18 protein-coding genes are annotated in these 26,736 nt (G+C 44.4%); 7 read left to right on the top strand and 11 right to left on the bottom strand.

Annotation, left to right across the window (positions count from 1 at the left end):
- Nucleotides 1-53 precede the first annotated feature (53 nt).
- The 10 genes from mutL to SK066_RS10375 form a co-directional block, all read right to left on the bottom strand.
- Nucleotides 54-2,456: a DNA mismatch repair endonuclease MutL gene (gene mutL / locus SK066_RS10420; RefSeq protein WP_320544601.1), complete on the bottom strand. Its 2,403-nt coding sequence runs from the start codon at nucleotides 2,454-2,456 to the stop codon at nucleotides 54-56.
- Between the two features lie 168 nt (nucleotides 2,457-2,624).
- Nucleotides 2,625-5,450: a DNA mismatch repair protein MutS gene (gene mutS / locus SK066_RS10415; RefSeq protein ID WP_188777846.1), complete on the bottom strand. Its 2,826-nt coding sequence runs from the start codon at nucleotides 5,448-5,450 to the stop codon at nucleotides 2,625-2,627.
- Nucleotides 5,451-5,973: 523 nt separating this feature from the next.
- Nucleotides 5,974-7,167, bottom strand: a complete 1,194-nt coding sequence (locus SK066_RS10410) for an MFS transporter (RefSeq protein WP_320544600.1) — start codon at nucleotides 7,165-7,167, stop codon at nucleotides 5,974-5,976.
- A 25-nt stretch (nucleotides 7,168-7,192) separates the two neighbouring features.
- Nucleotides 7,193-7,795: a non-canonical purine NTP pyrophosphatase gene (locus SK066_RS10405; protein ID WP_320544599.1), complete on the bottom strand. Its 603-nt coding sequence runs from the start codon at nucleotides 7,793-7,795 to the stop codon at nucleotides 7,193-7,195.
- 333 nt (nucleotides 7,796-8,128) lie between these two features.
- Nucleotides 8,129-9,937 carry an oligopeptide ABC transporter substrate-binding protein gene (gene opp4A / locus SK066_RS10400; protein WP_320544598.1) on the bottom strand — a complete coding sequence of 603 codons (1,809 nt, stop codon included), beginning with the start codon at nucleotides 9,935-9,937 and terminating at the stop codon, nucleotides 8,129-8,131.
- A gap of 39 nt (nucleotides 9,938-9,976) precedes the next feature.
- The gene (locus tag SK066_RS10395) at nucleotides 9,977-10,876 is read right to left on the bottom strand and encodes an ABC transporter permease (protein WP_188777848.1); all 900 of its coding nucleotides are present in this window, start codon (nucleotides 10,874-10,876) and stop codon (nucleotides 9,977-9,979) included.
- A 75-nt stretch (nucleotides 10,877-10,951) separates the two neighbouring features.
- A complete protein-coding gene (gene opp4B, locus SK066_RS10390; RefSeq protein ID WP_188777816.1) occupies nucleotides 10,952-11,920 on the bottom strand; it encodes an oligopeptide ABC transporter permease in 969 nt (322 codons plus the stop codon).
- Nucleotides 11,921-11,938: 18 nt separating this feature from the next.
- Entirely contained in the window at nucleotides 11,939-12,865 is a 927-nt protein-coding gene (locus tag SK066_RS10385; protein WP_320544597.1) for an ABC transporter ATP-binding protein, read from the bottom strand.
- The gene (locus SK066_RS10380; protein ID WP_320544596.1) at nucleotides 12,843-13,874 is read right to left on the bottom strand and encodes an ABC transporter ATP-binding protein; all 1,032 of its coding nucleotides are present in this window, start codon (nucleotides 13,872-13,874) and stop codon (nucleotides 12,843-12,845) included. Before SK066_RS10380 ends, SK066_RS10385 begins: the two co-directional genes overlap by 23 nt.
- Nucleotides 13,875-14,066: 192 nt before the next feature.
- Nucleotides 14,067-15,041, bottom strand: a complete 975-nt coding sequence (locus tag SK066_RS10375; protein ID WP_320544595.1) for an aromatic acid exporter family protein — start codon at nucleotides 15,039-15,041, stop codon at nucleotides 14,067-14,069.
- 581 nt (nucleotides 15,042-15,622) lie between these two features.
- Between SK066_RS10375 and SK066_RS10370 the strand changes: the two genes are divergently transcribed.
- On the top strand, nucleotides 15,623-17,161 hold the full coding sequence (locus tag SK066_RS10370; RefSeq protein WP_320544594.1) for a hypothetical protein: 1,539 nt from the start codon (nucleotides 15,623-15,625) through the stop codon (nucleotides 17,159-17,161).
- 462 nt (nucleotides 17,162-17,623) lie between these two features.
- On the opposite strand, the gene SK066_RS10365 is transcribed toward SK066_RS10370, so the two are convergent.
- A complete protein-coding gene (locus tag SK066_RS10365) occupies nucleotides 17,624-19,141 on the bottom strand; it encodes a carboxypeptidase M32 (RefSeq protein WP_320544593.1) in 1,518 nt (505 codons plus the stop codon).
- 433 nt (nucleotides 19,142-19,574) lie between these two features.
- Here SK066_RS10365 and SK066_RS10360 point away from each other — a divergent pair, with 433 nt between their 5' ends.
- The 6 genes from SK066_RS10360 (at nucleotide 19,575) to licT (ending at nucleotide 26,601) form a co-directional block, all read left to right on the top strand.
- A complete protein-coding gene (locus tag SK066_RS10360) occupies nucleotides 19,575-20,153 on the top strand; it encodes a beta-class carbonic anhydrase (protein ID WP_188777829.1) in 579 nt (192 codons plus the stop codon).
- Nucleotides 20,154-20,753: 600 nt separating this feature from the next.
- Entirely contained in the window at nucleotides 20,754-21,317 is a 564-nt protein-coding gene (locus tag SK066_RS10355; RefSeq protein ID WP_188777831.1) for a PadR family transcriptional regulator, read from the top strand.
- A 379-nt stretch (nucleotides 21,318-21,696) separates the two neighbouring features.
- The gene (locus SK066_RS10350) at nucleotides 21,697-22,137 is read left to right on the top strand and encodes a hypothetical protein (RefSeq protein WP_250345387.1); all 441 of its coding nucleotides are present in this window, start codon (nucleotides 21,697-21,699) and stop codon (nucleotides 22,135-22,137) included.
- Between the two features lie 5 nt (nucleotides 22,138-22,142).
- The gene (locus SK066_RS10345; protein ID WP_320544849.1) at nucleotides 22,143-22,430 is read left to right on the top strand and encodes a YxcD family protein; all 288 of its coding nucleotides are present in this window, start codon (nucleotides 22,143-22,145) and stop codon (nucleotides 22,428-22,430) included.
- 1,117 nt (nucleotides 22,431-23,547) lie between these two features.
- Nucleotides 23,548-24,987, top strand: coding sequence for a 6-phospho-beta-glucosidase (locus SK066_RS10340; RefSeq protein ID WP_320544592.1), 1,440 nt, complete (start codon nucleotides 23,548-23,550; stop codon nucleotides 24,985-24,987).
- Between the two features lie 780 nt (nucleotides 24,988-25,767).
- A complete protein-coding gene (gene licT / locus SK066_RS10335; RefSeq protein WP_188775590.1) occupies nucleotides 25,768-26,601 on the top strand; it encodes a BglG family transcription antiterminator LicT in 834 nt (277 codons plus the stop codon).
- Nucleotides 26,602-26,736: the final 135 nt, after the last annotated feature.

The raw sequence follows: 26,736 nt of genomic DNA, 5'->3' as shown, positions 1-26,736 counted from the left end.
CCTGTCTTAAACGAATTAGGATCGTACATCACCTCTGACGAGACTGTTTCCCCTTACATTACCCGTTTAAACAATTTTTCCAGATCATAGCTGGAGAAGGATACAACAATTGGACGTCCATGCGGACATGTGTACGGCTGTCGACATGCAGACAATCGCTTGATCAGCGTCTGTGCTTCCATATCGGTCAGGCGCTGATTCGCTTTGATCGATGCCTTACACGAACAGAGCGTAGACGCCTGCTCACGCAGCTTGGCAAGATCAATTTTACGTTCGCTCAGCACCCACTCTGCCATTTCTTCAATGACACGCTGCTCTTCCCCTTTAGGAAACCAGTACGGATAAGCGCATACTCGGAACGTCTGACCGCCAAAGTGCTCCAAATAGACACCAACACGTTCAAACCAGTGTAAACAATCCTTCAATTTATCCGCCTCGGCGCGTGTAAATTCCAGTGTAATCGGTAGCAATAGCTCCTGTGAAGCCGATTCCGGCTGACCAAATTTTTCATAATAAAACTCATAATTCACTCGCTCATGCGCGGCATGCTGATCAATCAGGAACAAGCCTTCATCATTTTGCGCAATCAGGTAGGTTCCATGATGCTGACCGATGAGCGTCATCTCTGGAAATTCCGGCACATCCGGCTCTTCCGCTGTACCATAAAGCAGTTCAGCTGGAATCGTCCGACTCGCTCCATGACGTTGCTGTGGACGCGAATGAGGAGCAGATGCGCGCTTATCCGGTGTATAGCTTGCAGGACGCTCGCGAACGCCGGATGAAGCAGTCGTAGCGGCTGGATTGCCTTGTACGGACGTAGCAGCGGGTGATATAGGCGGTATCGTTGACGATTGCCCATTAGATAAAGGGCTATGGGTTGGAGCGGATACCGCCGAATCCCCTACAGACGATGTCTCAGGCATACGGTTGGCGAATGGTTGTTGGTCGTCACCTGTCTGAGCTTGTTGCTGATTAGCCCCACCATTTTCACTATGCTTATATGATGGTTGCCCATCATTTGTAGACGAGGCCGACGATTGCTGTGATACAGCGTTTGAAGCCAGCTCTCTATGCTGAATCCCCGTTGGATCTTTAGCAGGCTGCGGATTAGTAGCTCCAGTATCGGACTGGCTGGTAATGTGATTTCCATTGACATCAGTCTCTGGGGATGCTCCATGCAGATTAGATCCATCTGTTACTATCCCCTGCTGAGTCGGATGATGGGGTGGAATGTCCTGATCAGTGAGCGGCGGTACATAAGGTGCATCCAGTTCGCCGATATCTTCACCGTTTCTGGCTCCGGTACCCACATCCGCCGCTGAATGCATCTCTCCTGCTGGTGAAAATAAATCATTGCCCGCATAACCATCAACCTGCGGTTGCGGACGTGTAAAATTAAACTGCTCCTGAATGACAGACTCGCTATTACCACGCTTGACCGTTTGCTTGGTCACATGCGGAATGAGAATTTCTCGACGTAAAGCCTGCCGTACCGCTTCCTCAACAAATTGCATTAGCTCTGGCTCTTTACTGAAGCGCACCTCCATCTTAGCAGGATGCACATTCACATCGACAAGTGACGGATGCATCTCCAGACGCAGTACAGTGAGTGGATAACGATTAATTGGCAACAATGTATGATAGGCGCGTAAAATCGCCTGATTCACCGCATAATTTTTAACATAGCGTCCATTTACGATCACGGACATCGCATTACGATTCGCGCGCGCAATCTCGGGGCGTCCAATAAAGCCATCGATTCGGTAATCCAGACTATCGCTATTGATCGGCAGCACCATCTTGGCTGCGGAAGTGCCATAGACGGCTGCAATGACCTGTAGCATATCGCCACTGCCAGGCGTCTGGAGCAGCAGATTATTATTATGTCGCAGCGTAAAGGCAATCTCAGGATGCGCAAGCGAGATACGATACATCATATCGGAAATATGTCCAAGCTCAGTCTGGACTGTTTTCATATATTTTAGCCGTGCTGGCGTATTGTAAAAGAGTGCATTCACACGGAAATCGGTGCCGCGAGGAGCAGCATCATCCTCGTTACTTTTGAGCGTACCACCTTCAATGATCAAACGTCGACCTGCTCCATCGTCTGTAGCGCTTGTGAGTAGCTCAACCTTGGATACTGCGGCAATACTTGGTAATGCTTCTCCACGAAAGCCCAGGCTTGTAATCTGGTACAGATCACGATCATCTGCCAGCTTACTGGTCGCATGACGATAAAAGGCCGTCTCACAATCCTCTGCGGCGATGCCAAGTCCATTATCCTGTACACGGATCGACTCCAGCCCACCTTCGCCAATATACACATCAATCCGGGTCGCCTTCGCATCAATCGCATTTTCCACTAGCTCCTTCACGACAGAAGCCGGACGCTCTACTACTTCCCCCGCCGCAATCTGGTTGGCAACATGCTCATCCAAAACACGAATTTTCCCCATTCTTTTTCCTCCTTTCTGACAAAGCAATAGATCGTATAGCTATCTCAAGATATCTATTTCAGATCATTTACACTCTACTCATTACAGTTGCGTGGAGTACGTATATTCGATATACGACTCCAATGCTTCATTAACTATATAAAGCTGTGCAGCAGCCATAACCTTCATTTACGCACGCATCGTTTTCATTTTTAGTTCGTTTAATAGCTGCATCGCTTGCAGCGGTGTCATATTCATCAGATCTGCCCCTTGAATCTGGCTAATGATCTGCTTGGTCAGCGGATCTTCTTTGATTCGAGTAGGCTTCACTTCCTCTTCACCGAAAATAGACAGCTGGACAATCTCCTGATCCTGTTGCGGTGTCACAGACTGTTCTGTTGCTGTAGGCGATAATTGCTGATTGTCTGCTGTTTGACGGGCTATCGTGCGGTCTGCCGCTGGTTCCGGCTCGGCGGCATCCAGTACAGCAATCTGCTCTCTAGCTGACACAGCGGCATAAGCGGCTGGTTCTTCACGCAGACCTGTTGCCTCATTCGCCTTGCGTGTCGTTACGGAGGAGGTTGTGAAGTCGTTCGTATCATCCCCTGCGACCACAGTCGTCGTTGCCGCCTGCTCCATTCGCTCTAATAGCACATTGGCACGACTGATAATGCTACCTGGTAAGCCTGCCAGCTGAGCACAGTAGATGCCATAGCTGCTGCTCGCCGCACCCGGCACAAGCTTACGCAAAAAGTGTACCTTATCTCCACTCTCGCGTACTGCCATAGAGAAATTGCTCAAATGCTCTAGCGTTTCTTCCAGATGTGCTAGCTCATGAAAGTGCGTCGATACCAGCGCTTTACAGCCAATCTCATGATGCACATATTCAATAACAGCCTGAGCGATTGCCATTCCTTCACTGGTGGACGTTCCGCGTCCCAATTCATCAATAATGATTAAGCTACGACGAGTCGCACGCTCAGTCATGACCTGAATATCTGCCATTTCCACCATAAATGTACTTTGTCCGCCAATCAGATCATCGGCTGCCCCGATCCGTGTAAAGATGCGATCCACCATAGGAATCTCCGCTTCACCTGCTGGCACAAAGCATCCGACCTGCGCCATAATCGACAGCAATGCAACCTGACGCATATACGTACTCTTACCCGCCATATTCGGGCCTGTAATAAGCAGTATGTTCGCGCCTGCCTCTGTAATATCCGTACTATTGGAAATAAAATTCGTATTATTCATCACAGCCTCAACGACTGGATGACGCCCATCCGCAATACGCAGATCATATTGCTCGGTTAGAACAGGTTTCACAAAGCCACGTTCTGCACTCACTGTAGCAAAAGATTGGTACACATCGATCTCAGCTACCTTTTCTGCCAGCAGCTTGAGACGTGCAACCTGTGTCGAGATACGATTACGCAGCTCTGCAAACAGATCATACTCAATATCGACCATTTTTTCCTGTGCTTCCAGAATGAGTGCTTCCTTCTCCTTCAGCTCCGGCGTAACGAATCGCTCTGCATTCGCCAGCGTCTGCTTACGCTCATAACGTCCCTCTGGCAATTGCGCCAGATTAGAACGTGTTACTTCAATATAATAGCCAAACACTTTGTTATACCCAATTTTGAGCGAGCGAATACCTGTCGCTTCACGCTCTGCTGCCTCTAGCTCAGCAATCCAGCGCTTACCGTTCACACTTGCTTCGCGTAGCTCATCCAGATGCTCATGATAGCCTTTGCGGATCAAGCCGCCTTCACGTACAGAGATCGGTGGATCATCCACGATAGCATGACCAATCGCTTCTGCCAGATCAGCACATTCATCCAGATGCGCCGCAATCTGCTGTAGCGTAGACGATGGCGAATCCTCGCACATCATGCGTAGCTCTGGAATACGCATAAGCGAATCACGCAGAGCAAGCATATCGCGGCCATTAGCCGTACCAAATGCCATCCGTCCAACTAAACGCTCCAGATCGTAGATGCCTTTAAGCTGTCCCTTCAAGTCCTCACGCAGTATGAGTCCCTGATGTAGCTTCTCTACCGCTTCCAGACGCTCCTCAACCAGTCGTTTGGACAATAGCGGCTTATCGATCCAACGGCGTAGCATCCGTCCACCCATTGGTGTTTCGGTGCGATCCAGTAGCCATAATAAAGTCCCTTTGCGAGAACGCTCTCGTACAGTCTCTACCAGCTCCAGATTGCGGCGAGTGAACGGATCCAAAATCATATAATTTTCGGGCTCATACGCATTAATATGGGTGAGCTGTCCGAGTGAACGCTTTTGGGTTTCGCTTAAATAGGCGATTAACAGCGCTACACAGGCTTGACGCTCTTCATCCAGTCGCGCCCATGCCGCTTCGCCAAACTGCTGACGTGCCAGCTCCTCGCGTTGCTTCTCCCAGGGTGTATACAAAATTTTGCGTCCAAGCTGAGCGGCTTGACGATAGGCATCATCCACTAGCTCTACCTGACCAATAATTTCGGATGGCTCATATAATCCAAGCTCGTCTCGCAGCCATTCCTGTGAAGCTGGCGAAGAGGTGACATGTAGCTCTCCTGTCGATAGATCACATGCCGCCAGTGCCATCTTACCGTCCAGCTCGGTTACACAGATCATATAATTGTTCGCTTTGTCGCTTAGCGCCTTGCTCTCCATCATCGTGCCGGGTGTCACAACACGAATGATTTCGCGCTTGACGATGCCTTTGGCTGTTGCCGGGTCCTCGACCTGTTCACAGATTGCGACTTTGTAGCCTTTTTCAATCAGACGATGAATATAGCCCTCTGCCGAATGATAGGGTACACCGCACATCGGAATCCGCTCCGGCGGACCGCCATTTTTACCTGTTAGTGTGATTTCTAGCTCCTTAGCAGCCAGGATCGCATCATCAAAAAACAGCTCGTAAAAATCCCCCAGCCGGAAAAACAGGAACGCATCCTGTGCTTGCTCTTTTATATTAAGATACTGCTGCATCATCGGTGTATATTGATTCATCATGCCCCTCCAGACAAACGTGTATTTCTATATTCAGATCATAACGATCAGACTTCATAGCGTACTATAGCTATAACTCATCTGCATCATTTAAATGATCACTTCCTGCTACTACTATCCCGTCATAACAATAACGGATTCTTTTCTCTGAAGAAGCAACCATATGCAAATGCGTGTTCGTCTTTCTATTATAACGAAAGAACCTGAAAAGTTCTACGCTTCTCCCAACCAGTCGTTATGCTCACTATAGCCAGTAGTTCACCATAATTGATTAGTCACGGGGTAATGCTCTCATAAAAATTACTCGTCTTCAACTTAAGCTAAAAATCAAAAGCCGCCTATGATCGCACGGATCACAAGCGGCTTTATTCGATTGGTCATTAGCATAATATGATTCAACTGAGAATCAGCATACGACTAAGCATCCGAAGCACATAGCTACGAGCGGTTATTTATTGTCTAAGTACAAAGACATACTCTCTATTTATAACGTTGTATCATCAAAACAAGCTATCTCTACATGTTAATCTTGATGCCCAGGCGCTGGTGAAGCAGATCGATACGCATAAGGTGAATACTTAGCAAAAATGATCCAAACCATTGCCAGCATCAATAAGAAGCTACCAGCTAAAAAGTAGACAACATTCACTTCATATATACTCATAATTAAATACGATAACAAAGGACCTAACGCTGCTCCAACATCAACGAAAATAGTATACAACGTCATCGCTTTAACACGATCTGTCTTTGCGGCGGCATTCGCAGCAAATGTATCTGTCGCAGTGACTAGCAAGGTAGAGCTCATTTGGAAAATAAACAAACAGATTAGAAGCACAGCAATCGAGCTCAAGCTTCCAAGTACAACAAATAAAACGCCAGCAATCAATAAAGGAACAAGCAGCATCGGATAAAGCGAGCGACTAGCATCAATTTTCTTTCCATAAAAAGGAGCAACCCATGGTTCCCAGCCCCATCGAACAGCTTGAATTAATCCTGTCAGCGTTGCCGCTCCTATAGCTAACGTAAGAAAGTTCCATTCACCTGCATAGATACGGCCGATTAATGGACTAAGCGTTGAAGAGAATAATCCAAAAATAACCAGGCCAACACTCCCACCCGTCATCAAAACCAAGGAGAAGTACGGAGACCTTATATATGTACCCGGCAATGAAGCTTTAGCCTGCTCCGTATCGTTAGTATGCTTAGGAATAATCCGCCATACCAATGGTAGAAAACACAGCCCAATGATAGAAAATAAAGTGGTTACAAACATAACCGACGTCTGGTCTACCAGAATCCCGCCACTCAACATCCCACATAGCGAGCCTAATCCCCATAATCCGTTGTATAATCCAATATACTTTCCTCGATTGCTATCATCTGTTATATTGACAATGCTCAAAAATCCACCTAACCGAAGCAACGACCAGCCGATTCCCCAGCAGGCTCGCATAATTAACAATCCCCAGAAGTCATGCAATAATCCGTAGGAGGCAGTGGTAATAATTGCAATAACCAGAGCCAGAATTACTCCTGTTCTTAACTGAAAATGCTTATAAAATAGGCCTACCAATGGATTAACAGGAAGACGAATCAGCCGATTGACCGACAACAACAGACCAATCTGCCAGACAGCATCCAAGCCAAACGTTTGCCAGTAAATAGGAAGAACGACAAAGAGCATCGCATCCCCTAGTACTGCTACGCCTGTCATTAGAGCAATACCTCTTACTCTGTTTTTAATACTCATTTGTATGCTCATGCATCTTCTCTTCAATACTAGTCTTTAGCTTCGCAATTGCCATACGGCGATGATCATTTCGCTCAAATGCTTTAGGTTCCATCTCCGCAATTGTTTGTCCATGAGCAAGTTCAAAGATTTGTGAATATCCAGTATCTTGATCACCACGAGAATTCCTTGCAATCTTGCCCGGTAATTTGGCTTCGACTACGATCGAATCGCCATCTGGGAAAACAGCTGCTAGGGCACTTTGAAAATAGGCATCCCGTTCGGATATATCGGCCATGTCCTCTAAAATCTTGGCTGCTCGATCATCATCTGTGCCGTCCATCCATCTGGCTGTTTTTACACCAGGAAAATGACCCAGTGCTTGTATAAACAATCCTGAATCCTCACCGATGATAATAGATTGACCATCGTTAGGAATCGTTCGAGCTTTTAGCAATGCGTTAGCTTCACAGGTATCTCCTGTTTCTTCGACATCGCTAATATGCTTATACTGATCATGCTCCAGTGTCAGAATTGGGAAAGGTAGTGAGCGCAGCCCTTCCTTCAGCCACTTTTGCTTGGATTTATTCCATGTAGCTAGCACAATTTTCATTTTGCGTCTCCTTTTCTTTATAAAGTTAATGCATTATGTAGGTTCAAAACAGCTTAATAAAATATTAGTTTGCTACTCTTTCGTATCTCATACCATCCATTTCTCAATGAAATTATTTTGTAGAGCACTTAATATAATCTACTGATTTAAATTCTATTGATAAATCATGTAAAATAAATGTTATTTTCCCATTTTTGATATGTATATTTAATTATACTTTACTCTCTCATCCTTACTTTTGCATACAAAAAAATCGGGAAGCTATAGCTTCCCGATTCCATTTATCGCTCCATCCTAGCATTACACAAGTAGGAAGCATATACGTGTATTGAATTATTGTGTAACAGGTTTGTCTGCAGTCAATTCAATACCAGCCAATGCGTCACCGCCATAGCCGCTACCATAGGAGATATCGAAGTTTTTGATACGTTTGTTGATTGCAGTCAGACCATAACGATACAGTGTTGGGATAACTGGTGCGTCTTCGATCATCAGCTCTTGCCATTGCTTGTACACATCTTTACGGTAAGCATTGTCAAATGCTTTCTCAGACACGCCTTCTTTCAACAGTTTGTCATTCTCTTCGCTTGTATAACGGGAGTAGTCAAACTGTGCTGTACGTCCATACAGACCTGCTGGATTAACGTCTGTACCTGTTCCCCATGCTGCAGAATAGATGTCTACGTCTGGATCATCTTTTTCAATACGATCGTAGAAGGAGTTGAATTCTTGCAGACGACCATCCAGCAATTGTACATTCAGACCAACATCTTTCCAGTTCTGGATGTAGAATTGTGCCAGTGGCTCAGCAACGCTATCACCACTCATAGAAGCAAAGTTAATTACTAGTTTATTACCCTTAGGATCTTCACGGAAGCCGTCGCCATCTTTATCTACATAACCGGCTTGATCCAGCAATTGTTTTGCTTTTTCCGGATCATACGTATAACCTTTGATGCTTGGATCATAGTAATCAGAGAATGCAGGGATGATCAGCGAGGATGCTGCTGTACGCAGACCATGATACAGCTGTTCACCAACCTGTGCATTGTTCATCGCATAGCCCATTGCTTGACGCAATGATTTGTTTGCCATTTTTGCATCCGGGTTCATTACATTTTCACCCTTGGATTTGTCCCATTTACCGAGCTTGAAGCCAAGGTAGGAGTATGCCAGATCCTGTACACCGAGCATTTCGATGTTCGTAGGCAGTGTTTTTTCATCGTAGGCGCTTGTTGGGAAGCTAGCCATGTCGATATCACCGGAACGAAGAGATTCAACAATAACGCTTGGATTAACCACTTTCAGGTTTACACCATCGAGCTTCGGTGCACCATGGAAGTAGTCTTTGTTTGCTTCGAATTGTACAGACTCACCTGTAACCATCGATTTGATTTTGAATGGTCCATAACCAATTGGGTTTTTACGAACTGGATCAGAAGAAGACATTTTAGCTACTGGAATGTCGCCAAATACCTTTTTCTCCAGTGGGTAAGACCACAGACCAGCCTTAATACTTGGATCTGGGCTAATGAAGGAGATTTGCAGTTCTTTATCGTTTACAACTTTAATACCAGAGATTGTTTTTGCTTTTTTAGCATGGTAGTCTTCCATGCCCACGATATTTGTAAAGGTGGAGTCGTAACGCACACCATCATAGTCTGGGTTACCGATGACTTCAAATGCAAATGCATAATCTTCGGCTGTTACTGGATTACCATCAGTCCAGTTTAGCTTGTCATCAATTTTTACAGTTGCCGTTTTGTTATCTTGAGAGAAACTCAGTGTAGCGGCACCACCGTCTTTAATGTTAAAGCTTGCATCATTGTTAAACAAAGAAGGATAGAAGAATTGGATAACCTCAAAGTCAGGATTACCACTGTAGAATACAGGGTTCAAAATACCTTCAAATGGTGTATCCGATACGAGACCGTATGTCATCGTACCACCTTGAATAGCTGGATTTTGATTTGTTGCTGCTTTTGGGAACTTACCTGTGTCCTTTGTTGCCTCATTTGTTTGCGGAGTTGTTGAAGATGTATCCGTTGCAGGCGTGCTCTTAGTGCACGCAGATAGCACCAATACTAGCGCGATCATTAGAATGGATAATGTTTTAAGACTTCTCTTTTTACTTCCCAACATAAACCTTCCTCCTTTTTTGATAAACATGCCTTACATTTATTATCCCAACCGCTGTCTGGCATCTGTCGCACGTTTCAAAGCTTGACCGATAAAGTTAATTGCCAGAATAAGAACCAAAATCAGCAGCGATGCTGGTAACCACATCCACCAGTAGTTCTGTAAAATGTTCGGGTCAGTTGCGTTACTGACAATTGTACCCAAACTTGGTGTACCGTCCGGAAGACCGAAACCGAGGTAGGACAAGCCTGTCTCAATACCGATATTACCAGCCAGGTTGAGCGTCATGTTAACGATGACAATGGAGCTAAGGTTAGGCAAAATACCAAACGCAATAATTTTCCAGTTTGGCGTACCTAGCGTTTTGGAAGCCTGTACATAGTCCAGTTCTCGCTCAGCAAGCACTTTAGCGCGAATTAGCCTTGCTTTGCCGACCCAGAGGAAGGCGGTCATAATCCATATGAATGCCCATATATCATACTTTGGCACAATCGTAACAAAGACGATAACGAGCATTAGAAATGGCAATACAAGCACGAAATCAATAAAACGCATGATCACATTATCGATTATTCCACCGAAAAATCCAGCGATCAAACCAATCGTCAAGCCAATTGCTGCGGCCAATATGGTAATCATAAAGCCAATTGTAAAGGAGTTACGTGCCCCCAATACGACCTGACCGAAAATATCTCGACCAGCAAGGTCTGTACCGAGCCAGTGATCGCTACTTGGTGGCGCCTTAATCGACATCAGATCGACCTTGGTAACAGCTGCTTGATCAATAAAGAAGGTAGAACCGTAAATTGCAATCAAAAATATAATTAAAAACACCAGTGAACTCATTGCCAGCTTATCTTTAATTAATTCCCTGCCTAGAATCGACCAACTGGATGGTGACTTTTGAATCGTTTCAGCAGGAGCAAATGTTTCTGCACGCATTCCCATACTCAGTCTCTTCCTCCGTTCATGTTCAGATACCGGGATGATCTATCCCGTTATGGTAATCTTCGCGTGTTAGCTAATCCGAATACGCGGATCGACCCAGCTCAAAATGATATCGGACAGCAATGTACCTATAAGGGCAAGCAGACCTGAGATCATAACGAGTGCTGTAACAACAGAGAAGTCACGCTGTGTAATGGATTGTAGGAACAGTTGACCCAGTCCTGGATAACCAAAGATCGATTCGATAAACAAGTTACCTGCCAGTACCGCAGTCAGGTCATAGCCCAGAAAAGCAGCGATTGGTAACAGCGAATTGCGCAGGATGTGACGAGAATATACTTTCGATTCTGGTACACCTTTAGAACGAGCTGTTTTAACAAAGTCCTTCAAACGAGTATCAATAACCTCATTGCGTAAATACTGAATGGTCGCTGTTGTACTTACAAAAGCCCCAGCAAACGCAGGCAACAACAAGTGATGAAGCCGATTCATAAAATAATCCCATGTGCCTGGCTGTACGCCGGCATCTACACTACCACTCGTTGGAAACCAGCCTAACTGGAACCCAAACACAAACACGACAACAAGTGCAAAAATAAATAATGGTGTAGCAAAGCTTAAGTACGTATAACCCGTAATAGTCTTATCGAGCAAACTGTTCTGATAACGTCCACTAAGAATACCAAGTGGAATCGAAATGATATAAGTAAGAATAAGAATAGCTACGCCAAGATAAAAAGTGTTGGCAAGACGACTACCGATCAGATACGTTACGTCCACTTTGTGAACATACGAGATGCCCAGATCTCCATGGAACAAATTACCGACCCAACGTGCATATTGCACCATCGCCGGATCATTCAAGCCCATGCGCTCACGCTGTTCAGCGATCATTTGCGGGCTCAAATTAGGATTATTTTGAATCAAACCGGTCAGCGCATCACCGGGCATTGCTTTGGCTACGAAAAATACCAGTACACTGAGCACGAACAGCTGGGGAATCATGATCAGAATACGGCGAAGCGTAAATTTCCACATTATTAGTTCCCCCTTACGTTACGGTAGTGCTACCTGATGTGATGAACTGATACTTTTCAGTGCAAGCGGTTTCCCCTCTGCGTCAAGTAGTTGTTTGAGGTCATCCTGATAGGAAGACATAATCTCTCGGCGCAGCTTCGCGCTCTCCTGGCGCTGACCTGGATCAATATTCGGAATCGCCGATATCAGGCGACGTGTATACACATGCTGAGGATTGTCATAAATATCCTCTGTGTTACCCTGCTCTACCAGTCGTCCACGATACATAATACCGATCTGATCGCACATATGGCGAACAATACCGAGATCGTGACTGATGAACAGATACGTAAGATTAAATTCCTTTTGAATTTCTTTCATAAAATTCAATACTTGAGCCTGTACGGATACATCCAATGCGGATACCGGCTCATCGGCAATGATCAGCTTCGGATTGAGCGTCAGTGCACGCGCAATACCGATCCGTTGACGCTGACCGCCAGAGAACTCATGCGGATATTTGAAAGCCGCTTCCGGGTTCAGACCGACACGCTCCAGCAAATCCTGAATGCGACGACGTTCTTCATCTGGACTGAGCTTTTCAAAGTTACGCAGTGGCTCAGCAATAATGTCAATAACACGTTTTCTCGCATTAAGCGAAGAATACGGATCCTGAAAGATCATCTGTATATCACGGCGCAGCGGATGTTGATTTTTATGCGCCATACGGGTCAAATCCTGACCTTCAAAGGTTACTTTTCCATCTGTAATTTTGTTCAAGCCGATAATGGCCCGTCCTGTAGTCGTTTTACCACAGCCAGACTCACCAACCAAACCGTATGTCTTACCTGGCTCAATGCTGATGGACAATCCATCTACTGCCTTGACATGATCGATTACACGCTGGAAAAAGCCGCCACGAATCGGGTAATGCACCTTGAGGTTATTTAGCTCCAGCAATGCCATCCAGTACGTGCTCCTTTCCTTCATCTTCAAAATGAAAATGCTGATAACAAGTGCAGCGTACCCAGTGCTCGGTACCAACCTCATTTAATGTTGGCTGCTCAGCATGGGCCGTTTGCGGAATCCACGGGATACGCTCAGAAAAGCGGCATGTACCACGCGGGATATTTTGCAAGGAAGGGACACGTCCCTGAATCACATGAAGCTGATCCTGCTCGGCATTGGCTGCCGGCATCGAAGCAAGTAATGAGCGGGTATACGGATGGAGCGGATTGTTAAATAGTTCATATACACTGGCGATCTCGACGACTTCTCCTGCGTACATTACGACAACACGATCCGCCATTTCGGCAACAACACCAAGATCATGTGTGATCAGTACGATACCTGCTTCGGTTTCAGCCTGGAGCTGCTTGAGCAGGTCGAGAATTTGCGATTGAATCGTAACATCCAATGCTGTTGTCGGTTCATCCGCAATAATCAGGGATGGGCGGCAAGCGATCGCGATTGCAATCATTACACGCTGCCTCATACCACCAGATAACTCGTGTGGATATTGCTCATACACACGTTGCGGGTTAACAATGTTAACATGTTCGAGTAATTCGTAAATAAGCTTGGTCTTTTCCTTTTTCGATAACGATGTATGATAATCCAGATTCTCTTCAATCTGTCTGCCGATCGTCATCAGCGGATTAAGCGCAGTGAGCGGGTCCTGAAAGATCATACCGATCTCGGAGCCCCGAATTTTGTTCATTTGTCCGGGAGACAGCTTGTTCAGATCCTGTCCCTTGAAGAGCAGCTCTCCTTCAATACGTGTGTTCTTGCTATCATGCAGCCGTGTAAGAGAAAGTGCCAGTGCACTTTTACCGCAGCCGGATTCCCCGACGATAGCCAAAACCTCATTCTTGTTGATCGTTAAATCAAGCTGGTCTACAGCGGGATAATGTTGCTCCCTGATCCGAAAAGACACCGTCAGACCCTTGATTTGCAATACCGGTTCTGTGTTCAAAATTCTGGTTGCCCCCTCATCTCAAACTTTAACGCCATGTAAACTTACTTCATAAGATTGTTATCATTTTATATTCATAATCTTCCACAGGTCAATAAAATTTATCTTTTTTTCAATTTGGTCAAAAGATTTTAACAAAAAAGCTATCACCGTTTGTTATAACGGTGATAGCTACTGCCTATAGGCTTATCCTTATTTTACCTTATTATCCTGACTTAGCAAGGGGTTTCTTGCTTTATCTCGCTTTGAAATTTTCAAATATTGCTCCAGCTCACGACAAAGCTGCAAGATCGCTGAATGCACTTCAAATTCCTCTCGTGTTACCGGAAGATCCATTTTACTAAATTCCTCTTGAAAACGAACGAGTAACGCTTCTGTTTTGCCTGTATAATGCGGTGTCTTTACATCTTCGGCAAGCTGCTCGAAAATTCCTCCTGCTCGCGCAGCCTGAGGCATTTTACGATAAAGCTGAGATACAAGCTGCATCATATTTTGAATCGAATCCAGATGCTGCTTACGCATATAGAAGTACACGATCCAGGATTCATCGGGATGTAGAAACTGATTTTCCTGCTCACGCTTGGCAGCGGCGAGTCCCTGCTCTACCTTTTTACCAGCTTCGATCACTTCCTTGCCATCCCATACGTAACTCGGGTCCTCCAGCGTACGTGCAATCTGAGCGAACATGCGAGATAACAGATCATTGATCTCCAGCCTGATCGCATGGAGCTTCGCATGTGGATTCGGCATATACGCCAGATTGACAACAGCTGCCGAACCAAGACCGATTAGCAGCAGTGCAACCTCCACAAGCATCGCATGCATCGTTAACAAGCCACCGTTGTAAATATGGACAACAACAACCGAGCTGGTCACAATTCCTCCGCTAAAGCCTGCACGCGTAATGATCGGAAATGCAATCAAAATGTAAAGTGCAAATACCCAGTGCTGAAACCCGAATACCGAAAATAACACAAACGCACAGATCATTCCGATCAACGATGCAAAAAAACGCGCCGAGATCGTCATCAAGCTACGCTTGCGTGTCACATCTACCCCCAGAATAGCAAGTAGTGCCGCCGACATTGCACTCGGAACCCCTAACGTACTGGCTACAACGACAGCCAGCAGAGCGGCAATAGCGGTCTTGATCACACGGAAACCCATTTGTTTTTCTCTCCTTACCTGTCTTCTATCCATTTGTCTATTTGTTTAATTCATTTGAATCTGCGTTCGCATCCTACATACGTTTTCCGAATCAAATGATATGTCATTTTCATCCTACTTTATTTTCAACTATTCGACAATGTGAAAATAAGCGCAAAAACACACCGATAACAAGCTTATCCATTGCCAAAATCTGCATTACTGCCCGATATGCCCATTTTAATTTATTCAAATATTAGCTTTATTATTTCCAATTATCCTATTCAATAGAAGCAATACAATAGATATCACACTCTTCATTTATAGAGTATTTATTGTCCTAACTCCGCGATATGTAACAATAATTATATGTTGCGCTATGATTCTAATGTATAAGTATCACCTATGACCTTCTTCATCGCGCAGGAATTATTGTCATAATTTCTCAGTCATTTTTTAGCTTATAGCGATTACTTTCCACCCTTTTCTATTATTCTTTCTATTATATAGTAAGGAAGATTTTCGGATGTGCGTATCCTTTCTTGTATGCCATGCTCAAGCTCTCTATAATGCTATGTATGTAGGAATGAAAGGAGATCATTATGATTCCGACGGTAGGAGATATTTATTGCGCTTATTCCAGTCTGCTTGGACAGTATACCGCCTGTCAGGTAACAGAGCTTAAAGAGTCTGATGGCAAAAGCTCGCAAACTCTGGCTGCGATTGTGCAGCTGGATTGGTCAGGCGATACGCCGCTTCAGCATGACCAACTGGATCAGCTCCAGCCGATGATCCGTAGCTTTTATTTTTGGAATGATGATTGGGATCATCGCTTTGTTGAAGCAGAGATTCCAGCAGATTACATACTTACAGGTAATATTCCCCCACTTATTACAGAGCTCTGCCGCTCCTATGATACCCATTGGGATATCGGCAACAGTCTATATGAGCAACGTAAATGGGAAGCGATCGACAAGGAACGCAGACAGCGATTTAAACAGGCACGTAGCGATGAGAGTACCATCACCATTGCAGGCATGACGGTCAAAAAGAATACGTCTACCCTACGTAATTTTTCAACCACCTCCGATGCAGATATTGCTGCATTAGAACAGCTTTATTGCCTGACACATATTGAAATAAACCATTTTACAACTGCGATCATCCCTTTTTTACAGCACAATCCATTTATTCTCGAATTGCATATTGACCAGCATGATATGACTGAGCTGGATTTTAGTGATACTCATCTAAATCGTTTGATTATACGGCAAGGCTCTTTACAGAAGCTCACTCTCAATAAGGAGATAGAATTTCTCAGCCTTGTTGGCGAGCAGGCAGGTGGATTACATATCGATGCGTATGGAGAAGGTCATGCGCTCACACTCAGTGTGACATCAACGCCACCCGTATTAACTGGACTGAATCGGCTTCAAGCACTGCTTATTCACGGTATCGAACAGCTAGATCTGCAAGAGGTGACTGCAACCTATCCAGCACTAAGCGAATTAAGATTATGGGGCAAGCCAGGTACACTGTCAGGCGTATCTTCTATTGCGCGTCTGGAAGCTCTGCAATTTTTCAGCACCTTCGATCTATTCGGATTCGCTGGTGACGAGTTCCCTGATCCATCGCAATTACCACAGCTACAGACGCTCTGGCTCACCAGCCTCCCCGCTGACGCTGCCAAATCAATTAAGGCTCGCTATAAAAAGCTGGCAGCAACGACGCTTGATCTAGAGATTACCAAGCCACGCAAGCCCGAATGGCTCGCCGAAAACTTGAATAATCCCTTCCGCGACTGGGACGGAAGAGAGCATATCAAGCCCGCAGATGCTAAAAAAGCAGCTACCCTATATAAGCAATGCCTGAAAAACATTCGCGATTGGGCGCAGCATACGCATGATAGCACAAGTCTGATGTCACAGCTGACCGCGATGATCGAGATGTACACGGAAGCATTTAATACGCTGGATGCCCAATCAGACTGTATCGACACGATCGAGCGTGAAGAAATCGCTGCTTCTCTCAATGAGTTGCTTGATGCGCTACAGCAGCAGTTAGATGACCAGCACGCTTTTACTCTGGAAATCGATAGGCAAGCGCTGGAACAGGTGTTTGAACGTACGCGAGAGTTTTAAATGATACTACAGTATTGAAATTTGATCTTCGCATTATTCGTGTAGATTTTTATGAGTTAGCCACCACTTGGATGATCTGCATATAAATGTGATAGGCACTAATTTCAAAAAAAGCATTTTATATTGCATCAAACTATATCATAGCATCAATCGTATGTTTCTATTCAAATTCAGATAGCAAAAAGCTCGCATCTAACTACACTTATTGTAGTTAAATACGAGCTTTTTTGTCTTCATGACCCCACTCTTGCTCTTGCTCTTGCTCTTGCTCTTGCTCTTGCTCTTGCTCTTGCTCTTGCTCTTGCTCTTGCTCTTGCTCTTGCTCTTGCTCTTGCTCAAGGATATCTCGTGCTCTCGTCCTTTGCTACTCATTTCTCCAAACCATTTACGTCAAATGCCAAGACGTTCTGTTTAGTTCATAATCAGCTATTTCCAAGGCGAACAAACACTTACTTCAATCCATTACAGCTTATAAATATCCGCGTATTTCTCTTCCAAATAATTCGCCAGATAATCCGGATTCAGCTCTTCGCCCGTAATATCCATAATCAGCTCGGAAGGCGTTTTGCTCTTACCAAAACGATAAATTTTGTCGGTCAGCCATTCTTTGATCGGCAGCAGATTACCCGCAGCAATCCATTCTTCGAATTGTGGTAGTTCCTTACGCATCGTATGCGTCATTTGTGCAGCATACATATTCCCCAGTGAATACGAGGCAAAATAGCCAAAGTCTCCACCCGACCAGTGCACATCCTGCAATACACCCAGCGCATCGGTTGGTGGCTCAATACCGAGATATTCCTTGTACTTCGCATTCCACACCTTCGGCAGATCCGCAACCGCAAGATTCTCATTGAACAGCATTTTTTCAATTTCATAACGAATAATAATATGCAAATTATAAGTCAGCTCATCCGCTTCAATACGAATCAGTGAATTCTCCACCCGATTCGCTGCCTGATAGAACTGTTCCTTATTTACTGTGCCAAGCTGCTCAGGGAACAGTTGCTGTAGGCGATCATAGTATTGATCCCAGAATACACGGCTGCGACCCACTACATTTTCCCAGAAACGAGATTGGGATTCGTGAATTCCCATTGATGTACCTGTAGCCAGACCTGTACCCACCAGATCAGTCGAGATATTTTGCTCATACAGTGCATGTCCACCTTCGTGCAGCGAGCTAAAGATCGCACTGAGCAGATCATCTGGATAATAGTGCGTTGTAATCCGTACATCGCCTGGATTTAAGCCTGTTGCGAATGGATGCTCACTTTCGTCGAGACGTCCAGCTTCAAAGTCATAGCCCATTTGCTTCAGCAGGAACAGGCCAATCTCCTCTTGCTTTTGCAGATCATAATTTTGCTTGAGAAAATCATGCTCTGGCGTATAGCCAGACTGCTGAATCTTTTGCAGTAATGGCACAAGACGTGATTTGAGTCGATCAAATACAGCATCCAGCTTCGCTACGGTCATATCTGGCTCATACATATCGAGCAGAGTATCGTAACGAGTATCCTTCACACCCCAGTAATCGATAAATTCACGCTTCATATCTACAATCTCACGTAGCAGCGGCTCAAAGCCAACAAAGTCATTATTGTGCTTTGCTTCCTCCCACACCGTCTGTGCATGAGTCGTCAGGCTGGAATACTTTTGAAAACGCTCGGGTGGAATTTTGAGACTGCGATCATATTCAGCCTTGCATTCTTTGACAGAACGACGATCCACCTCACTTAATTGCTCTGCGATCTCTGGACGGGACAAAAATTCTACATAACCACCCATTTCTTCTGAAATAGACAGCTTAAACGCTTCTGTAGCCAGAATACCGATCGTTTCTGCACGAAGCTCAGCCCCTTTACGTGGTGCTCCTGTACGCAGATCCCAGCCGAGCAGACCGAGCGCTTCATAATAACTCGTAATCTTATGTACGAGCTGCTTGAATGAGTTCACTACTTGCTGTACGTTTTGTTCCATCTTATGATCTCCTTCGGCCCTTATAATGTTGGTCAATCTGATCCATGTCCCTGAACGTTGTAGCTTGCCTGCCATGACTTCATAATGATGTCATTGCCAGCGCAACAAAGAGCGGATACGGTAAAGTATGTTACTGCTTGATGATACGTTTTTCAAGCCTTATAATCAATGTGACATCACGTGATATTCACTTTCCAGCGCATGACAACCTGTTGCTGCATGAAGAGTCAGATGTACTAATACATTATAGACGTATCTCAAGTCTTGCTTAGATTCCAGCATTTGGTTTGCAATTTAGCCAAAAGTATATTATTTTAATATCTGAAAATTGTGTCTGTCAGACACAATGCTTCTTGCAACTAGCGTGAATATTTATTCATGTTAGAGAATTAAAATTCATTATGCCATCAGGCATCAATCAGGAGGAGATACTGTGGATTCCATTCATTCCATTCTTGAGCACAATGAACAATTTGTTTCGTCCAAGTCCTACGAATCATACCTTTCCAGCGGAATACCTAATAAAAAGCTGGTTGTCGTCACCTGTATGGACACGCGATTAACGGAGCTACTGCCACGTGCAATGAACCTGCGTAATGGCGATGCAAAAATCATTAAAAATGCAGGTGCAGTTATTTCTCACCCTTATGGTAGTGTTATGCGCAGTGTGCTTGTAGCGCTGTATGAATTGCAGGCAGAAGAAGTTATTGTGTGCGGTCACTATGGCTGCGGCATGGCTGCACTGAATGCAGATCATATGATTAATGAAATTAAAGAGCGCGGTATTTCTCCGGAAATCCTAACAACTTTAGAGCATTCTGGAATAGATTTGAAAACTTGGTTGCAAGGGTTTGGCGATGAAAAGAACGGGGTAATGAAAAGCGTGGATATGATTAAGAATCATCCATTACTTCCCCCCCATGTACCCGTGCACGGCATGATCATTGATCCCTCGACAGGTCAATTGGAATTGCTCGTTAACGGCTACGAACAACAAAAATCTTCCATTTAGCGGAACAGGCTGCAGGTTTGGCATTCGATATGCCAGCAATGCGATCGATATGCCGCCAGGACACAAACGATGTTTGTGTCCTTTTTATTTTGTCATTCTCCGTTTAATTTCGCATTCAAGCAAATCAATAGATTGAACATGGGTCTTCCGTCCATTATCAAAACATACATAAAAAATATCTCAAAAAATAATAACTTTTTTGAATCCTTTTTGTTTTTCAAACGTACGGGTACATAAGTGATTTACTGCTCATAACACAGATGACAGTATTTTTGCTAAAATTTGCATAATAGTACAACAAGCACACTGTTCCACCATACCATGCAGCGGATTGGCCGATCCCTTACTGGTGGCACGAGTCTCGCTTAGCCTCTGATGTTGCGATATGTCTCCATTTTATTGGCATCTCAAGCTTTTTTAGTCATTGTTATCTGTGCTTTAACTTTGTCTAATTTATGACTATTGTTTGTCTAAATGTATCTCTTTACTGTATGGTTTTATCATTTTTACGTGATGGTTTGTTGCGAAAGCATACAGTTGTAGTGTACACTTTATTTTAAATCGGCCGATTTGCTGCTCGAAGATAGGAGAGACTGCCTTATGAATACATTATCTTATGGTTTACTCGCATTACTTGCCCGTAATCGTTCTTCAGGCTATGACCTTATGCTCAGAATTCAACCGTTCTGGCAAGCGAAGCATAGTCAAATTTACCCATTGTTATCCCGCATGGAGGAGCAACAGCTGCTTACTGCTGAATGGGTGAAACAAACTGACAAGCCGGATAAAAAGATTTATGCTATTACTCCACTTGGTGAGCAAAAACTTCAAGAATGGATGCAGCTCCCAGCTGGCGAGCCTGTATCTCGCGACGAACTTGTTTTGAAAGCGTTCTGCCTGTGGATCACAGATCGTGATACCGCAATTGCCCTGTTCCGCAAGCGCTCTATTTTCTATCAGGAGCAGATTCATTATTTTGAGCAAGCGATTCATAAAATGTCTGATGAGAGTCATCATTTTGGTTCGCCTGACTTTGGATTGTACATTTTGCGTCACAAAGCGCTTGGTACAGCTCGTTCCAATATGGAATGGACAACCTGGGTTATTGATATGCTGAAAAATGCAGCGATTCCTGAGGTCCCATCTGAACCACAGCACCATTAATCCGATTATTGTTCTTGCTATACCCGGATACGAATACAGCATCCGGCACCCTTTGCGAATACACAAGTGAACCAGACAGAAGTTGCATCTACATTGTTCCTGTTCTTGTAACGAGAAGAATGTAGATGGTGTAATGCTTATAGCCTCTTTACGATATCCATGATTATAGATATTCATAATTATAATCATCTATATCTATCGTTGTAGACTGCTTTATTGTGATCTAACGTTTGCTGTTATTCTGATCAAGCAGAGCATCATTATAGCCCTCACGATATTTTATTAAAAATTTGTGAAACGAAGAGGCTGACTGTCCGTATTACCTTTATAGAATTGCTATACAAATAAAATCCAACCTATCAGGGGGAACTTACACATCATGAAAAAAGTGCTTATGGTCTTCATGGCATTTACTGTATTCTTTGCTTCGCTCGGCGCGTTTGCAAGTGATGCAGATGCACGACGTGGTGGCGGTGGCTTTAAATCCACACCTAAATCGTACACAACGACACCAAAGCGTTCTGATAATACAAGCGGTAGCGTAAACAGCACGAACCGTTCAAATACGGGTACTGGCGCTAACGCAACAACTGGCAAACGCGGCTTTTTCAGCGGCGGTAGCCTTTTCACAGGTCTGATGATCGGCGGTCTGGCAGGTATGCTGTTTGGCGGTATGTTCGCTAATATGGGCGGCTTCGGTGACTTCCTTGGTCTGATCGTCAACCTGCTCGCTATTTATGTACTCTTTATTGCAGCTCGCGGCATTTATCGTATGATTCGTCAGCGTAAAAAACCAGCTGACCCTTACGACAGACGATAATGGCTATGCGGCTAAGCATGGACGAGATTATTAATGCAGTATGTCTGAACATTGCGGAACGCAAAGGCATCAAGCCTACTGACGTTACGGTTCAGCTAGCCTGGGAGGAAGATACCGGCTTTACTGCTGAAGTGTGGTCACTGGGACGCAGCCAGTACCTCATCGAAAGTAATCTATACGAAGCCATTCTGCGTTACATGTTTTCCGAATACAACGCGAGAGTATTCCGTGATCAAGTAGAGCTTATTGTGAATGATGACGAAGAAGAGATTCAAGCCATCATCCGAGATTAATGCCACATGTAACTAACCTTCCCCATTCGATTGTCATATCGGATGGGGATTTTTTTGTTTAGAACATGCTTTATATAATTACTGTATGCTGTATTTAATATATGGGCATAGATGCTCATTCCACGCCCCTTCCCATACTTTACACTACTAAGCTATATTCCCGAACTCTCCACTTGCTCCTTGCTCCTTGCTCCTTGCTCCTTGCTCCTTGCTCCTTGCTCCTTGCTCCTTGCTCCTTGCTCCTTGCTCCTTGCTCCTTGCTCCTTGCTCCTTGCTCCTTGCTCCTTGCTCAAAAATTATAAACTTCTCTCCCCTTAAAAAATCAACCTATACCTCACTATATAAACGAACAACTTACAATGACTCAACATCAACTACATACTGATTAAATCCTTTAACTCACTTGCTATAATGACTGAATAAATTGCTACGTAATTACGCTAGGAACATATTTATTTTTACGATCAAATAAGGAATTAGAATATTGTACTCGAGAAAATATAATGAATGAGCTTATGACGAGCCTATCGCTTACTAAACTGACTTCACTAAATAGCAGGATGTTTACTAAATTCTCACTGAATATAAATAGTTGTTTTTAGGTTCCTTATGTCTTTATATTTTATTTTGTAAATACCTACATATGCTGCGATGAGCACAGAACGGAGGGAAGGAAATAAGGGGAAAGGACTCCTTTGGAGGGGCGGGAATCTACAATCCACTCCTAATCCGTAGATTCTCGCGGCTCCACCCGAGTCCGTCCCCTTATTCCTTCCCGGAGTGGTCCCCCTCTAAGCAAAACATTTTCACTTCAACCACCCATTCATTTAAATCACAGCAAAACTGCCTACTAAGCCACTATTCCCCGCTCCCCTCTAATTACCAATCATCACCCCCCAAACAGCATTTAAACAGCCAGCAGTTGACAGCGCCTTCATCGCTTGCTACAGTTGTAGTAACAACTACATTCATTTCAGGGATGTTACCCGCGGGGCATAACCTGAACGAACCTGGCGATATGCGTGCATATGTCAGGCTTCGTTCGGGTTTTCTTTTTTTCTGCGTCCCTTCCCTGTTTTGTCCATATTCTCTATTACGCTGTGGAAGGAGTTTTACCATGTCCAATTTTATGTTTCCAGAGAACTTTTTATGGGGTGGCGCTATTGCTGCTAACCAGGCAGAAGGTGCTTACCTTGAAGGTGGTAAAGGGCTAACACTTGTCGATCTGCTGCCAACAGGTGAGAGTCGCCGCGATATTATGAAGGGTTACGTTCCTTCCCTGACACCGCTGGAAAATGAGTTTTATCCTTCACATGAAGCGATTGACTTCTATCATCGCTATCCTGAGGATATCGCACTGTTTGCGGAGATGGGCTTCAAATCGCTGCGTATCTCGATCTCATGGGCACGTATCTATCCTACAGGCGAGGATGCACAGCCGAATGAGGAAGGCTTGCAATTTTACGATAATCTGTTTGACGAAATGATCAAGCATGGCATTGAGCCGGTAGTGACACTGGCGCATTTTGATGTGCCGGTTGCGCTGATTGAGAAATACGGAAGCTGGCGTAGCCGCAAGCTGGTGGAACTGTTTGAAACGTATTCACGCACCGTGCTTGCTCGCTATAAGGATAAAGTAAAGTATTGGATGACGTTTAACGAGATCAATATGCTGCTGCATCTTCCATTTCTGGGTGCAGGTCTGACGTTCAAGGAAGGCGACAATGTGAAGCAGATTCAATATCAGGCGGCTCACCACCAGCTCGTCGCAAGCGCACTCGCAGTGAAGGCTTGTCATGAGCTGATTCCAGATGCGATGATCGGCTGTATGCTGGCGGCAGGTAGCTTCTATCCGTACACCTGTAATCCAGAAGATGTGTATCAAGGGATGGAAAAGGATCGCGAATCGTACTTCTTCATCGATGTACAATCCCGTGGTGAATATCCGGGCTATGCGAAGCGCTTCTTCCGTGATCATGGCTTGAATATTGAGATGGAGCCAGGTGACGATCAGATTCTGAGAGAGCATACGGTAGATTATATCGGCTTCAGCTACTACTCCAGTCGCACCACGAGTACCGATCCAGAAGTGATCAAAAACATGACCTCTGGTAACGTATTTGGCTCGGTAGCTAACCCATATCTGGATAAATCCGAATGGGGCTGGACGATCGATCCGAAGGGCTTCCGTATCACCGCAAACCAACTGCATGATCGCTATCAAAAGCCTTTGTTTGTCGTGGAGAATGGCCTGGGTGCGAATGACGAGCCAGCAGCCGATGGCACAGTAGATGATGATTATCGCATCGACTATTTGCAACGTCATATTGCTGAGATGGGTGAAGCGATTCAGGATGGCGTTAATATTATCGGTTACACAAGCTGGGGGCCAATTGATATCGTGAGTGCATCCTCTGGCGAAATGCGTAAGCGCTACGGCTATATTTATGTTGATCGCGATAATGAGGGTAAAGGCACATTGAAACGCGAGAAAAAGAAAAGCTTTGACTGGTACAAAAAGGTTATCGCTAGCCGTGGGACTGATCTGGGGCTGTAAGTATAGAAGCTTATATTACTTATGATTCTATTCCTACTGGTAGACTTGAGTGCAGTACATGTCCTAATTATTAACTAAACTTTGTATTAAAATGTAACTAGTCAGAGCTGCATGCACGATACGAGTTAAATGTAGACATGCCTACTTCTATAAGTGTCTTATTAGTACTCGGATGTAGTTAATATAAGCTTGCAGCTTCCCTTTTTGTGAAAAAGTATCCAGTATGAAGCGTATGAACCTGAGCATAAACGTAGACAGAACCTCTTCTGTCTCGTTTGTGCTTTTTTTTATATGTGTATCCCTCTTTTGCATAGTGAAAGCGTTGACAGCATGTTAGGTTCAGGCTACACTTGAGTAAGTGATAAGCCGTATTAACGGCATTTATATGGGATTAGGATTGTTACTGGTCACAGGCAAAACCTAAGCCGCCAAATCAAGGAAAGCTGATCTAGCTCCTTCTGTTTTGTCGTGCTTACGGTTTTTTTGTTATGTATGGATAGTATGCTTGTATATAGCGTCAGTACATATAGGACGGTATCTGTTCCACACACCACTTTATGCGTGCCTATACAGATTAGTGCACTCCATTACAATTGCAATTAAAGTCATAATTTCACGGGATCATCGCAGTGATCTACAGCTTGTTTTGTGTTATTTACCATAGTAATTCATACTGCTCAAAGTAAACGCCTTATCGTTAGCTTATGTTTTTTTATAAACGATGCTCGCGCTATTGCATAAAGTTATACTAGAGTGAAGGTATAGAAATCGGGGGTTCCTATGAAAATTGCCAAGGTCATCAATAACAATGTAGTTAGCGTCTATCAGGCAGACGGCACAGAGCTGGTCGTGATGGGACGCGGCATCGCCTTTAAGAAAAAGCCGGGCGAGGATGTAGAACAGCATAAAATTCAAAAGGTGTTCGCACTCAAAAATAAAAAAGCATCCGATAACTTCAAAATGCTACTGCGCGAGGTTCCGATTGATCTGATCGTGATCGTTGAAGAGATTATTGCCTATAGCCGCCAAACGCTTGGCAAAACGCTGAACGAAAATATTTATGTCTCGTTAACCGATCACGTGAACTTTGCAATTGAGCGTTATCAAAAAGGGCTTGAAATCAAAAATGCGCTGCTATGGGAGATCAAGCAGCTGTATCGTGAGGAATTTGCGATTGGGCTACGTACGCTAGAGCAGATTCGCGAGCATATGGGCATTGAGCTGCCTGAAGATGAAGCTGCCTTTATTGCGATTCATATCGTTAATGCGGAGATTAACGAGGAAGTCGGCACCACGATGAACATTACCAAGTTTATGCATAGCATCATCAATATTGTGAAGTATCATTTTAAAACGGAATTTGAAGAGGATTCGCTCAGCTATTTCCGCTTTATTACTCATCTTAAATTTTTCGCACAACGCATTATTCATGGCACGCATTATGACAGCAATTATGATCATTTGTATACGATGATTAAGGAGCAGCATCAGGATGCCGCTGCATGTACCGAGAAGATACGCATATTTGTCAAAAAAGAGCATGGGCATGAGTTGACGAACGAGGAAATGCTGTATTTGACTGTACATATTGAACGTATCGTCAGCCGCAGATGATGTAGCTTTCTTCTTTGTTTTATCGTTATGCACTCCTTCATCACTGTCCTGATCCGTTTGCATGGCTTATTCTTTTTCATAATAATCATGTTCATTTTGCTGCAAATATATGCATTGACAAATGAATGAAAGCGT

The organism is Paenibacillus hunanensis, from assembly GCF_034055775.1.
Lineage (GTDB): Bacteria > Bacillota > Bacilli > Paenibacillales > Paenibacillaceae > Saccharibacillus > Saccharibacillus hunanensis.
Note: the sequence above shows the minus strand (reverse complement) of the source record. Positions and strands in the feature narration are given on the sequence as shown.